The organism is Streptomyces sp. NPDC007084, from assembly GCF_040703595.1.
GTDB lineage: Bacteria > Actinomycetota > Actinomycetes > Streptomycetales > Streptomycetaceae > Streptomyces.
On record NZ_JBEYFY010000004.1, the window covers coordinates 163,505 to 177,407 of the forward strand.

General features: G+C 69.7%; 9 protein-coding genes. 4 read left to right on the forward strand and 5 right to left on the reverse strand.

Features of this window, described 5'->3' with window-relative positions; genetic code table 11:
* Positions 1-30 precede the first annotated feature (30 nt).
* From AB0912_RS05785 to AB0912_RS05800, 4 genes are all read right to left on the reverse strand, one after another.
* Positions 31-1,839: an ABC transporter substrate-binding protein gene (locus AB0912_RS05785; protein WP_366696681.1), complete on the reverse strand. Its 1,809-nt coding sequence runs from the start codon at positions 1,837-1,839 to the stop codon at positions 31-33.
* Between the two features lie 150 nt (positions 1,840-1,989).
* Positions 1,990-3,042, reverse strand: a complete 1,053-nt coding sequence (locus AB0912_RS05790) for an ABC transporter permease (protein WP_366696682.1) — start codon at positions 3,040-3,042, stop codon at positions 1,990-1,992.
* An 828-nt stretch (positions 3,043-3,870) separates the two neighbouring features.
* Positions 3,871-5,778, reverse strand: coding sequence for a translational GTPase TypA (typA, locus tag AB0912_RS05795; RefSeq protein ID WP_366696683.1), 1,908 nt, complete (start codon positions 5,776-5,778; stop codon positions 3,871-3,873).
* Between the two features lie 179 nt (positions 5,779-5,957).
* Positions 5,958-8,195 (reverse strand): ABC transporter family substrate-binding protein, encoded by a 2,238-nt coding sequence (locus tag AB0912_RS05800; protein WP_366696684.1) that lies wholly within the window; start codon positions 8,193-8,195, stop codon positions 5,958-5,960.
* A 508-nt stretch (positions 8,196-8,703) separates the two neighbouring features.
* Between AB0912_RS05800 and AB0912_RS05805 the strand changes: the two genes are divergently transcribed.
* From AB0912_RS05805 to AB0912_RS05820, 4 genes are read left to right on the forward strand one after another with little or no spacing between them, the layout of a single operon-like run.
* Positions 8,704-9,084, forward strand: a complete 381-nt coding sequence (locus tag AB0912_RS05805) for a hypothetical protein (protein ID WP_366696685.1) — start codon at positions 8,704-8,706, stop codon at positions 9,082-9,084.
* Between the two features lie 45 nt (positions 9,085-9,129).
* A complete protein-coding gene (locus tag AB0912_RS05810; protein ID WP_366696686.1) occupies positions 9,130-9,951 on the forward strand; it encodes a hypothetical protein in 822 nt (273 codons plus the stop codon).
* Positions 9,952-9,969: 18 nt separating this feature from the next.
* The gene (locus AB0912_RS05815; RefSeq protein WP_366696687.1) at positions 9,970-11,913 is read left to right on the forward strand and encodes a fumarate reductase/succinate dehydrogenase flavoprotein subunit; all 1,944 of its coding nucleotides are present in this window, start codon (positions 9,970-9,972) and stop codon (positions 11,911-11,913) included.
* Positions 11,910-12,680: a succinate dehydrogenase/fumarate reductase iron-sulfur subunit gene (locus tag AB0912_RS05820; protein WP_366696688.1), complete on the forward strand. Its 771-nt coding sequence runs from the start codon at positions 11,910-11,912 to the stop codon at positions 12,678-12,680. Before AB0912_RS05815 ends, AB0912_RS05820 begins: the two co-directional genes overlap by 4 nt.
* A 9-nt stretch (positions 12,681-12,689) precedes the next feature.
* Here the strand turns inward: AB0912_RS05820 and AB0912_RS05825 are convergent, their stop codons facing one another.
* Positions 12,690-13,868, reverse strand: a complete 1,179-nt coding sequence (locus tag AB0912_RS05825; protein ID WP_366696689.1) for a hypothetical protein — start codon at positions 13,866-13,868, stop codon at positions 12,690-12,692.
* Positions 13,869-13,903 lie beyond the last annotated feature (35 nt).

Consider the following 13,903-nt stretch of genomic DNA (forward strand, 5'->3'; position numbering starts at 1 on the left):
CAGGCGCACCGGGCCCCGTCAGGGCGACGGTTACTTGACGAACAGGCGACGCGGGTCGACGCCACCGATCACGTCGTCGTAGACCAGGCCGCCGACCTTGGAGCCGGCGATCTGGGTCTGCTTGTAGTACGCGGTCGGGACGACGTTGACGACGTCCTTGACCAGGTACTGGTCGACCTTCTCCCACTCGGCGGCGGCCTTGACCGGGTCGGTGATCTTGTTGATGCGGTCGATGTCCGCGTTCACCTTGGGGTCGTTGACCTGCGAGTAGTTCTGCGCGCCGTCGGCGATGCCGCGGCCGTCGTACAGCGGCGGGATCACGGTCGAGGCGGACGGCCAGTCGGCACCCCACGCGGTGTGGAAGATGTCGTAGTTGTTGTCCAGCTTGCTGACCTGGTCGTAGTACGTCTCGGCCGGGATCTCCTGGCGCTGGACGTCGAAGCCGGCCTTCTTCAGACCGGCCGCCATGGCGGTGGAGTACTGCTGGCCCTCGGGGGTGTTGACGTAGCCGAAGGTCAGCTTCATGCCCACCTTGCCCGCTTCCTTCAGCAGGGCCTTGGCCTTCTCCGGGTCACCGGCCGGCTTCTTCTTCTTGCCGAACGGGTCGAAGGAGGCGTCGTAGCCGCTGACGGTCGGGCTGATGAGGCCGCCGGCGACCTCCATCGCGTCGTTGCCGCCGAAGGCACGCACGAACGGCGTGATCGGCAGGGCGTAGGCGATGGCCTCGCGGATCTTCTTGTCCTTGAGGGCCGGGTGGCTCATGTTGATGTTCATCTGGCCCACGTACGGCTGGTAGCCGGACACGATGCGGGACTTGAGCTGCGGGTCGGCGAGGACCTTGGAGAGGTTGCCCGCGTCGACCTGGTTGTTGAAGCTGATGCCGGCCTGGTCGGCGCCGGCGTCGGCCAGCAGCGTCTTGGTCGACGCCTCGAACTGCTGGTTGAAGGAGAAGTTGAACTTGTCCACGTACTGGTGGCGGATCGGGTCGGTCTTCGGGTCCCAGTTGGGGTTCTTGACGAGGACCATCGACTTGCCGGACTTGAACGACTGGATCTTGTACGGGCCGGTCGTGACGGGCGCCCGGTCGTACTTCTCCTTGGTGTCACCCTTCGCGGAGACGATCGCGTAGCCCGCCATGGCGAGGGCGTACGGAAGGTCGGCGTGCGGCGACTTGAACTTGAAGACGACCGTCTTGTCGTCCGGCGTCTGCAGGATGCTGTCCGGCAGGTGCTTGCCCTTGTACGGGCCGTCCTTCAGCAGCTTGCGGTAGTCCGCGCCCGGGCTGTCCGCCAGCCACTGCTGGATGAAGGACGGGCCCTGGTTGATGAACGGCGCGAAGAGGCGCTCGAAGGTCTGCCGGACGTCCTTGGACGTGATCGGCGTGCCGTCCTCGAACTTGATGCCGTCCTTGAGGGTGTACTTCCAGGTCTTGCCGCCGTCCGTGGTGGTGCCGGAGTCGGTGGCGAGGTCGCCGACGACCTCGTGCTTGGAGCCGTCGTTGCTGGTGGCCTTGTAGCCGGTCAGGCCACGGTGGATCAGCGTGGACAGCGAGCCCTCGTCGGACACGTAGATCTGCGCCGGGTCCAGGTGCGCGTAGCTGTCGCGCTGGAGGACCTCGATCGTGCCGCCGCTCTTCGAGCCGGGCACCTCGGCCGCGGGGCCGGTCGAGTCGGCCGCGTCGCCGAACTTGATCGACGCCTGCTGGCGCTGCGCGTTCTTCTTGTCCTTCTTGTTGTCGTCCTTGCTGTCGCTGCCGCCCTTGCTGCAACCGGTGAGCACGAGAGCTCCGGCCGCGAGCACGGAGATCGCGGCGTATGCGTGGCGTCCGCCCCTACTCATCACTCAGATTCCTACCCATCTGTGTATCACCAGTGCGAACAAGTGCACCTGCGGTGCTGGTCGGTCGCTTTGGTCGGACCAGTGAACTGCCATTGATGTGCTGTGGAAGTGCCGTTCGAAATCGGGGCGAAGGCGCCCACAACTCTGTGGTCAGCGAGCCGTCTTGGGATCGAAGGCGTCCCTGACCGAATCCCCGAGCAGGTTGAACGCGACGACGAAGATGATCATCGAGACGCCCGGGAAGAACATGTAGGTGATGTCGTTCTGCTGGACGAGTTCGGTCGAGGCCTTGGAGAACATCTGTCCCCAGTCGGGCGTCGGTTCGACGATGCCGACACCGAGGAACGACAGGCCCGCCTCGATCGTCACGAAGTTCGGGAGCAGGTAGGTGGCCTGCACCAGCAGCGGTGTCACCACGTTGGGCAGCACCTCCTTGCGGATGATCCGCCAGGGGGGCGCGCCGCTCACCTTGGCCGCTTCGATGAACTCCCGCTCGCGCAGGGCGAGTGCGGTGCCGCGCAGGATGCGGGCGAGGCTCATCCAGCCGAGTACCCACTGCACCGCGATCAGCGCCACGACGCGGACGTAGGTCGGCGTCTCGTCGCGGGGGCTCACGAAGAGCGAGACCACGACGGGCATGCTCGCGATGAAGAAGAGCTGTGAGGGGAAGGCCAGCAGGAAGTCGATGAGCCGGCTGATGCCGTAGTCGACCTTGCCGCCGATGTAGCCGGCGGTGACGCCCAGCAGGATGCCGGTGATCACGACCGCGATCGTCACCGCCACGGAGATCATCAGCGAGGTGCGGATGCCGTAGATCAGCTTGGTGAAGACGTCGTAGCCGTTGCCCGGCTCCAGGCCGAACCAGAACTCGCCGCTGATACCGCCGTTGGGCTGGACCGGCACACCCGCGCTGTCGAACAGCTCGGGCCGCTCGTCCGCGTACACCGTGTACGGATTCTTGCCGTACAGCTTGCCGATCAGCGGCGCGAGGATGCCGACCAGGAAGAAGAACCCCACGACGTAGGCGGAGATGACCCCCGAGCGGTCCCGCTTGAAGCGGATCCACATCAACTGGCCGGGAGACCGGCCGACGAGCTGATCGGCCTCGGGTCGCTCGGCCGCCACCTGCCCGTCGTCAACGGCGACCGGTCCAGCGCCGTCCTCAGTCTCGATAGGACTCGTCACAATTCGCCCATTCCGCATGTGTGGGTGTGCCGTACCCGGACGCCGCCGCCCCGGGGAAGCGGAGGAGGCTGCGCCGAGCCGGGGGCCGGCACCTGTTGTGCCCGGCCGCCGTTCGGTTGAGAAGAGACGTCAATTACCCGGCGGTCGACCGGAAATCCCAGTCGGACGCGCGTAGTTGGAACCACATCGGGGTCCGCCGCCAACCGCGGGGAACCGGGTGGTGCTCAGCGACGCACCGGGCCGGGCCTCGGCCCGGGCCGCCGCGTCAGCACGCGCGGGCACCAAGCCGTGTTCGGGGCTCCGCCTCGTCGCGGACCGCGGGGGGCGCTGTGACCCACATGGTGCTGGTGACACCGCACATGGGTACCTCCTCATGACTCAACCGGTGCACGGACAGGAGGGGCACATCCGACCTCCGACACCCCTGACGGAGGATCAAGCACCCCACTGTGCTCGTGAGTCGACGCTGTCCCCGCAGCGCATGACCCATTGACCCGAGCGTTACGCGGCTAACTATCTGACATGAGCCAGATAACCGACCACAGCCTTTAGGTCTCGGTTCCATCACAGCTACCGCGTACATCTTCCAAAATCTGGACAAATTGATCTGCCGAAGAAGCCCCCGAAACGGACGTGTTACATAGGTATCGGTGGTGGGGCTCCGCATTTCGGACATGGCGGCGCGGAAAACGGGTTGCGAAAAGCCCGGGCGCCCCCATGCTGGGGACACCCGGGCTCGGTTGCCGGTGGATCAGCCGCCGGCACGGCGGGAATCAGCCACCGCTACGACGGCGATCGGCCGTCGGCGCGGCTCGTGGATCGGCCGGGCTTCGCACGGCTCGTGGATCAGCCGTGCTTGGCGCGGCTCGCGGTGCGGCCGCGCTCCTTCTGGTCCAGGACGACCTTGCGGATGCGAATGGCCTCCGGGGTCACCTCGACGCACTCGTCGTCGCGGCAGAACTCCAGGGACTGCTCCAGGGAGAGCTTGCGCGGCGGCACGATCGCCTCGAACGTGTCGGCCGAGGACGACCGCATGTTCGTGAGCTTCTTCTCCTTGGTGATGTTCACGTCCATGTCGTCGGAGCGCGAGTTCTCGCCGACGATCATGCCCTCGTACACCTCGGTGCCGGGGTCCACGAAGAGCACGCCGCGCTCCTGGAGGTTCGTCATCGCGAACGCGGTGACGGCGCCGGCCCGGTCGGCCACGAGCGAACCGTTGTTACGGGTCGTCAGCGGGCCGAACCAGGGCTCGTGGCCCTCGTGGATGGAGTGGGCGATGCCCGTGCCGCGCGTGCCGGTCAGGAACTCGGTACGGAAGCCGATGAGGCCGCGGGACGGGACGACGAACTCCAGGCGGACCCAGCCGGAGCCGTGGTTCGACATGTTGTCCATCCGGCCCTTGCGGACGCCCATGAGCTGCGTGACCGCGCCCATGTGCTCCTCGGGCACGTCGATCGTCATGCGCTCGACGGGCTCGTGGACCTTGCCGTCGATGATCTGGGTGACGACCTGCGGCTTGCCGATGGTCAGCTCGAAGCCCTCGCGGCGCATCTGCTCGACCAGGATGGCGAGCGCCAGCTCACCACGGCCCTGGACCTCCCAGGCGTCCGGGCGCTCGGTGTCGAGCACGCGGAGCGAGACGTTGCCGATCAGCTCGCGGTCGAGGCGGTCCTTGACCTGGCGGGCGGTGACCTTGCGGTCCTTGACCGCGGCCTTGGCGTCCGCGCCCTTGCCCGTGCCACCCCGGCCGACCAGCGGCGAGGTGTTGGTGCCGATGGTCATGGAGATCGCCGGCTCGTCGACCGTGATCAGCGGCAGCGCGATCGGGTTCTCGGGGTCGGCGAGGGTCTCGCCGATCATGATGTCCGGGATACCGGCGACGGCGCAGATGTCACCGGGGCCGGCCACCTCGGCGGGCTTGCGGGTGAGCGCCTCGGTCATCAGCAGCTCGGTGATGCGGACGTTCGACATCGTGCCGTCGCGCTTGATCCAGGTGACGGTCTGGCCCTTGCGCAGCTCGCCCTGCTCGACGCGGAGCAGCGCGATACGGCCGAGGAAGTTGTCGGCGTCCAGGTTGGTGACGTGGGCCTGGAGCGGCGCGGACTCGTCGTAGGACGGGGCCGGGACGGACTCCAGGATCGTCGTGAAGAACGGCTCCAGGTTGTCGCTGTCGGCCGGGACGGTGCCGTCCTCCGGCTTGGTCAGCGAGGCCACGCCGTCACGCGCGCAGGCGTAGACGATCGGGAACTCGATCTGGTCCTCGTCGGCGTCCAGGTCGAGGAAGAGGTCGTAGGCCTCGTTCACGACCTCGTCGATGCGCGAGTCCGGGCGGTCCGTCTTGTTGATGCACAGGATGACGGGCAGCTTGGCGTGCAGCGCCTTGCGCAGCACGAAGCGGGTCTGCGGCAGCGGGCCCTCGGAGGCGTCGACGAGCAGGACGACCGCGTCCACCATCGACAGGCCGCGCTCGACCTCACCACCGAAGTCGGCGTGGCCGGGGGTGTCGATGATGTTGATCGTGATGGCCTCGCCGCCATCCTTCGGGTGGTACTTGACGGCCGTGTTCTTGGCCAGGATCGTGATGCCCTTCTCACGTTCCAGGTCGTTCGAGTCCATCATGCGGTCGTCGAGCGACTCGGCGGCGTGCGCGGCGAAGGCACCGGCCTGCTTGAGCATGGCGTCGACCAGGGTGGTCTTGCCGTGGTCGACGTGGGCGACGATGGCGACGTTGCGGATGTCGTGGCGCGTGGCCATATTGAGGCGCTTCTCCCGGAGTGAGTGGACGGCCTCCGCGTCGCGGGGCCTGCCGGGCTGGACACGCCACGGCCTTACCCCATGGTACGTGGCCCCGGCGGAGGCAACCTCCGCAGGGCCACGGGGGGCGGTTCCGCACGGGCCCGCGACAGGGCGGGCCCGCACGGTTCACCCGCAGGTCAGCCGCTCTTCGAGGCGCTCGGCCCGGGCTGGCCGCCCTTCTTCAGGAAGCCCATGTCCTCGTACACCGGGGTCTGGAAACCGAAGGCCCCGGCGTTCACGAGCCCGGAGCGGGCGGCGGCGAGCTGGGGGCGCTGGTAGAGGGGGATGGAACCGGCCGCGGCCCAGATGCGGGCGTCGGCCTTGCGGACGAGGGAGCGCTCCTCGTCCTCGTCAAGCGTCGACAAGGCCTGGTCGAACAGCTGGTCGACCTGGTCGGTGCCGACGCGGGTGTAGTTCTGCTCCACGCTCAGCGAGCCGTCGGCCGCCGGGACGGGCTTGGCGTAGATCGGACGGGCGTCGGTGGCCGGGAACGCCGACCCGGGCCAGGAGTACAGCGCCAGGTCGTACTGGCCCGAGGCGATGTGGTCCTTGAAGTAGCTCGCGTCGGACACCTTGGTGATGTCGGTGCGGATGCCGATGCGCTGGAGCATCTGCGCGATCTTGTCGGCGACCGCGCGCAGCGACTGCGAGCCCTGCCCGGACGGCAGGACGAAGCGGAGCGTCAGCGCCTTGCCGTCCTTGGCGAGCGCGCCCGACGCGGCGCCCGCGGGAGCGGCCGTGCCCTTCGGCGCGTACGCCCCCGGGGCGCCGCCCTGCTTGGCGTACTGCTTGCCGGCCTGCTGTTCGTCTGCCTGGATGCCCGACTGGGCGCCGGCCCGCTCGTGCGCGCCGGTGTGGTCCTTGGGGTCCTTGCGCAGCTCGCGCTCGGCCTCGCCGGGCTTGTTGTCCTCGCCGACGATGTACGTGCCGTCGTCGCCGGACCTGTCGTCCGTGTCGGCCTTCTTGCCCTTGGAGCCGGCCGCCTTCTCCGTCTTCTTCTGCTCGGTGACCGGGCCGCCGGGCACCCATCCGGCGTCCGCGAGGAGCGCCCGCGCCTCGGCGGTGTCCTGGCCGCCGAGCGCGCCGCTGTTGTCGGAGTACGCCTGCTGGCCGAGGAGCGCGAGGTGGCTGCCGACCGGCTCGGCGGGCAGGCCGAGCGGCTGGAGGACCACCTTGGCGAGTTCCTTGCGGTCCAGGGCGCGGGCTACGGCGCGGCGGACCCGCTCGTCGGCGAGGGGGCCCTCGGAGCCGTTGAGGGCGAGCTGCGTGTAGGCCGGTTCGAGGGACTTGCGGACCACGAAGGCGCGCAGCGCGGCCTGCTGGTCGGCGGCCTTCTTGGCCTTGGCGCCGTTGGCGGTGGTGTCCTTCTCGTCGCCGTCCGAGGACTCCTCGCTCTCGCGCTTGCCGTCGTCCCGGGCCCGCTTGTTCTTCCCGCTCGCCGAGGCCGAGGCCGAGGGGGTGCCGGAGGCGGAGGTGCTCGCCTCGGGCCCGGCGTTGCCGTGGGCGGCCTTGATGCGGTCGGCGTCCGCGGGGTCGATCTCGGCCAGGTCGAGCTTGTCGGCGGCGAGGGCGGCGGCCCGCTTGTCCCGGGCGACGGCGACCAGGTCGATCTCGGAGAGCTTGGTGGGGCTGCCCCACCAGCGCGGGTTGCGGGTGAGCTGGACCTCACCGCCCTTGACGTCGACCTTCTTCACCGCGAAGGGCCCCGCGGAGACCTTGAGCTTGCGCCGGGCGCCGTCGTTGAAGGAGTCCGCGGTGCCCATGACGCTCTTCGGGTACAGCGGCGAGAACAGCGACTTCCAGTCGGCGTAGGGCCGCGCGAAGGTGACGCGGACCTCCAGGTCGTTCTTGCCGCGCTCGATCTTCTCGATACGGTCGTAGCCGGCGTTGCGGGCCGTCCAGTACGCGGAGTCCTTGCCGGACAGGGCGCGCCACTGGGCGGCGAAGTCGGCGGCGCCGATCTCGCGTCCGTCGCTCCACACGGCCTGCTGGTTGAGCTTGTACAGGACCACCTGCTTGGGCTCGGTGCCGACGACCTTGGCCGATTCCAGGTAGTCGGGGTTGATCTGCGGCCGGCCGTTGGCGTCCATCCGGTACATCGACGGCAGGACGGCGCCGGCGACGCGGGAGGTGGCGGCGTCCGCGTCCGCCTGGAACGCGTTCAGCGTCTCCGGGACCGCGTCCACCGCCCAGCGCAGGGTGCCGCCGTCGGCGATCTGGTCTCGGGACGCGGGAGCGATGTCCTGCACGGCCGCCGGCCTGTCCGCGTCGTCGTCCGCGCTGCACGCGGAGAGGGCGGGTACCGCGAGCACGCCCGCGGTGAGGAATGCGGCCGAGCGCATCACCGCGCGCAGTCCGACGCCGTCGTGGGACATCACTGCAACCTCCGGGGGACGCTCTCGCTGTCTGGGGCACGTAGCGCTTCTGATCACTACGTCCGATCAGAAGGACTGATCATGGTTGGGCTTATTTCGTGCTGATCAGATCTATGCGCCCACTGAAGGCGAGGGGAGGCGGCCACCGGGGGCGACACGGCGACAGGGGCACGGAACCCCACCCGTGCGGCGCAATCCCGGGCCAGACGCGCGGGAGGGGCGGGGGGCGGGCGGCGCGACGGGGGCGCGCGGTACGGCGCGCGGGGCGTGGGGGGCGGGCGTGCAGGACCGGCGTGCGGGACGGGCGTGCGGGGCGTGCCGGACCGGCGTGGGGGCGGAGGGCTCGGCGCGCGGGGCGAGATTCCGGGGCGGGGAGGGGGCGGATGAGGGCGGATGAGCCCTCAATCCGTGCATACGCCTTCACACGGGCGCGTGTGACGCGCAACACTCGCAGGCGCATGAACGTTGCCGCCTGGGGCCGCGAGGTCCACGGAAGTGAGGGCAAGTCATGTCCGTGCACGACGACCTGACATCGGTTCAGCGCTGCCTCGACGATCTGCAGCGGTCGGTGCGACGCCTGGAACAGCACATGGGCACCGGCCTGGAGATGCGCCGCGTCCGCGCCGACGCCGACCACCTGCGGGAGAGCGTCGCCCTGCTGCGCGAGGCGGCCGACAGCCCCGCCGGACTGCCCGCCGTGCCCGGACCGGCGGGACCAGGCGGCCCCGGAGGACAGGCGGGGTCGACGGGAGCACCGCGCCCGGCGGGTCCCGTGTCCGGCGCCGCCCGGCCCGACCTCGTGGCGATCCCCGACACCCCGTACGACAGCTCCCTGTGGACCGGCTCCGACGACGAGGGTCTCGGCTCGCCCCACGGCCCCACCCACTGAGCGCCCCCGACACCGGCGCGCCCCGAACCCGACCGGAGTGCGAAGTTGGCCACTGGTACGGAACCCCATCTGAACAGCGGCGGTGTACGCGCCGGTACGCGCGCCGCGATCGCCGCCCCGCATCTGCGGACCGACCGCTGGTGGCTGGCGCCCGCCGTCACCGCGGCCGGACTGCTGGCGTTCGTCGTGTACTCGACCTGGCGGGCCTTCGCGGACGCGGACTACTACGCGGCCCCGTACGTCTCGCCGTTCTACTCGCCCTGTCTGGCGGAGCGCTGCGGGACCATGCGCGCCGGTCCGAACGCGGACCTCTTCGGGAGCTGGTGGGGCATCTCCCCCGCGATCATCATCCTGGTCTTCCCGCTCGGCTTCCGGCTGACCTGCTACTACTACCGCAAGGCCTACTACCGGGGCTTCTGGGCCAGCCCCCCGGCCTGCGCGGTCGCCGAACCGCACAAGAAGTACTCCGGCGAGACCCGTTTCCCGCTGATCCTGCAGAACGTCCACCGGTACTTCTTCTACGCGGCCCTCGTCGTCGCCGGCATCCTCACCTACGACACCGTGCTGTCCTTCCGCGACGAGCACTACGCCTGGGGGCACATGGGCCTCGGCACGCTGGTGTTCCTCGTCAACATCACGCTGATCTGGGCCTACACGCTGTCCTGCCACTCCTGCCGGCACATCGTCGGCGGAAAGCTGAAGCACTTCTCCAGGCATCCCGTGCGCTACCGGCTCTGGCAGTGGGCCGGAAAACTGAACGCCCGTCACATGCCGCTGGCCTGGGCGTCGTTGATCAGTGTGGCCCTCGCCGACTTCTACGTGTACCTGGTCGCGTCCGGCGTCTTCGACGATCCGCGCTTCTTCTAGATTGGGTGGAGCCCCCTGATGTCCGTGGTCGACCGACAGGAGTGGGACGTCGTCGTGGTCGGTGCCGGCGGCGCCGGACTGCGCGCCGCGATCGAGGCACGCGAGCGCGGCGCCCGTACGGCGGTGATCTGCAAGTCGCTGTTCGGCAAGGCGCACACGGTGATGGCCGAGGGCGGGATCGCAGCCGCCATGGGCAATGTGAACTCCGGCGACAACTGGCAGGTCCACTTCCGTGACACCCTGCGCGGCGGCAAGTTCCTCAACCAGTGGCGGATGGCCGAGCTGCACGCCCGCGAGGCACCCGACCGGGTGTGGGAACTGGAGACCTGGGGCGCCCTCTTCGACCGCACGAAGGACGGGCGGATCTCGCAGCGCAACTTCGGCGGCCACGAGTACCCCCGGCTCGCGCACGTCGGCGACCGCACCGGCCTCGAACTGATCCGCACGCTCCAGCAGAAGATCGTCTCCCTCCAGCAGGAGGACATGCGGGAGACCGGCGACTACGAGTCACGCCTGAAGGTCTATCAGGAGTGCACCGTCACAAGGATCCTGAAGGACGGCGAGCGGGTCTCCGGCACCTTCTGCTACGAACGCGAGTCGGGCCGCTTCTTCGTCCTCGAAGCACCCTCCGTGGTGATCGCCACCGGCGGTATCGGCAAGTCGTTCAAGGTGACGTCCAACTCCTGGGAGTACACCGGCGACGGCCACGCGCTCGCCCTGCTCGCCGGAGCCCCGCTGCTGAACATGGAGTTCGTGCAGTTCCACCCCACCGGCATGGTCTGGCCGCCGTCCGTGAAGGGCATCCTCGTCACCGAGTCGGTCCGCGGCGACGGCGGGGTACTGCGCAACTCCGACGGCAAGCGGTTCATGTTCGACTACATCCCCGACGTCTTCAAGGAGAAGTACGCGCAGTCGGAGGAAGAGGGCGACCGCTGGTACGAGGACCCGGACCACAACCGGCGCCCGCCCGAGCTGCTCCCCCGCGACGAGGTCGCCCGGGCCATCAACTCCGAGGTGAAGGCCGGCCGCGGATCGCCGCACGGCGGGGTCTTCCTCGACGTGTCGACGCGGATGCCCGCCGAGGTGATCCGGCGCCGGCTGCCGTCCATGTACCACCAGTTCAAGGAGCTGGCCGACGTGGACATCACCGCCGAGGCGATGGAGGTCGGGCCCACCTGCCACTACGTGATGGGCGGCATCGCCGTCGACTCGGACACGGCGGCGGCCCGCGGTGTCCCCGGCCTGTTCGCCGCCGGCGAGGCCGCGGGCGGCATGCATGGCTCCAACCGGCTCGGCGGCAACTCCCTCTCCGACCTGCTGGTTTTCGGGCGGCGCGCGGGCCTGCACGCCGCCGCGCACGCGGCCGGTCACACCGGTGAGCGTCCGGCCGTGGACGAGGTGGAGGTCGACACGGCCGCCGCGGAGGCGCTGCGGCCCTTCTCCGCGGAGGGCCCGGTACCCGGCGAGGACAACGGCCGCCCGCCCGAGAACCCGTACACCCTGCACCAGGAACTCCAGCAGGCCATGAACGACCTGGTCGGCATCATCCGGCGGGAGCCCGAGATGGAGCAGGCCCTGGAGAAGCTCGCCGACCTGCGGGTCCGGGCGCGCCGGGCCGGCGTCGAGGGACACCGGCAGTTCAACCCCGGCTGGCACCTCGCCCTCGACCTGCGCAACATGCTGCTGGTCAGCGAGTGCGTGGCGCGGGCGGCGCTGGAACGCACCGAGTCCCGGGGCGGCCACACCCGTGAGGACCACCCCACGATGGAACGCGCCTGGCGCCGGGCCAACCTGCTGTGCCGGCTGGCCGACCCCAGCGGCGGCCTGGCCGCCACCGACCCCGTACGCGGCCAGATCGAGCTGACCCGCGAGAACACCGAACCCATCCGCCCCGACCTGCTCGCCCTCTTCGAGAAGGACGAGCTGGTCAAGTACCTCGCCGAAGAGGAGCTGTACGAGTGAGCAGCTATGAGGCCCGCTTCAGGGTGTGGCGCGGGGACGTGCAGGGCGGCGGCCTGAAGGACTTCGCGGTCGAGGTCAACGACGGCGAGGTGGTGCTCGACATCATCCACCGCCTCCAGGCGACCCAGGCGCCGGACCTCGCGGTGCGCTGGAACTGCAAGGCGGGCAAGTGCGGTTCGTGCTCCGCCGAGGTCAACGGCCGGCCGCGGCTGCTGTGCATGACACGGATGTCCGTCTTCACCCGGGAGGAGACGATCACCGTCACCCCGCTGCGCGCCTTCCCCGTCGTACGGGATCTGGTGACCGACGTCGGCTTCAACTACGCGAAGGCGCGCGAGGTTCCGGCGTTCGTGCCGCCCGCCGGCGTGGGCCCCGGCGAGTACCGGATGACGCAGGAGGACGTCGACCGCTCGCAGGAGTTCCGCAAGTGCATCGAGTGCTTCCTGTGCCAGGACACCTGCCATGTCGTCCGCGACCACGAGGAGAACAAACCGGCGTTCGCCGGCCCCCGCTTCCTGATGCGGGTGGCCGAACTGGACATGCACCCGCTGGACGCGGCCGAGGACTCGGGCCTCGACCGCAAACGCACGGCCCAGGACGAACACGGCCTCGGCTACTGCAACATCACCAAGTGCTGCACGGAGGTCTGCCCCGAGAACATCAAGATCACGGACAACGCGCTGATCCCCCTGAAGGAACGCGCCGTCGACCGCAAGTACGACCCCCTGGTGTGGCTGGGCTCGAAGATCGGCCGCCGCCGGAACTGAGCGCCGACGTCAACGGGCCCGCGTATCAGCTGACTTGCTTTCCTTTACGGCCCAACCCTCGCTGTAGGCAGCCCAGTCGGCCTTCGTGGCGGCGAAGTCGACGTACAGGGCGACGCCGAAGTGTTCGCGGGTGCGGTCCGTGCGGGAGAGGCCGAGACGGGCTCCGCGGACGGCCGCGGCGACCGTCTCGGCGTACGCGCTGTGCCCGAGCTTGCTCTCGTGGAACAACGGCAGGCCCATCAGCAGATCGGTCGACTCCGGGGTGACCTCCAGCGCGAGAGCCGTCTGCTCGGCGACGTAACCCCCGTACAGGCTCTGGAGCGGCATCCCGGTGTCGTACGACATCACGGCGATCTGGTCGACCCGGCGCGCGACCTGCCCGAAGTAGGCCTGGGACCACCACTTGGGGTGGCCGGTGAGGGTGCCGGCGGCGGAGTGCAGGCCCGGGAGCGGGTCGATCTGGTGGGCGGCGACGGAGAGGGGGACGTGCCGGGACCGGGTGAGGGCGCGCAGGCGGTCGAGGAGGGCGAGGTAGTGGGGGTCGCCCGAGTGCAGGGGCTCCAGGTCGAAGTGGACGCCGTCGAACCCGGCGTCCAGGATCTCCCCCGCCGACCGCACGACGGCCGCGCGGGTGCGGGTTCGCGACAGCCGCATCCCGTCCGGTGTCTCGGTCGCGAGTTCGTCGCCCAGCCAGGCCTGGACCCGTACGCCGGGCAGCCGCTCGTGCGCGGACGCGATCAGCCGGCTCGCCGCCGGGTAGGCCGCCACGGGCAGCGAACCGTCGTGCTCCAGCGGGCCCGCGTGCACATAGAGGTCGCGTACGCCGGTCCCGCGCAGCCGTTCCGCCAGCGCGTCGAGATCCGCCCCGCTCTTCCGCCCGTCCACCCAGGCATGCCCGAGCCACAACGCGTCCCGGCCCCGCGTGTACGTACCGGCGCCCGGCTCCCCGGAGTAGTTCACCCGAAGGGCAACACCGGCAGCGAGGAGGGGAAGCAGCAGGAGCAGCACCAGGGCGAGGGCTGTCCGTCTGGCCAGACGGAGGCGAGGGTGGGAGTGAGGGCGGGGGTGGGGGTGCCGGCGGGGCCCGGCGGGCTCGGTTTCCCGCTGCTCGCGCGGCTCGGATATCCGGCCCGTGTCCATCCCCCGCACCCCTCCCGTACGCCCCCGTGTCCCCCGTACCTTAGGCATCCCCACCTCGGTTGATCCGGCTCGCGGTGGGGCTC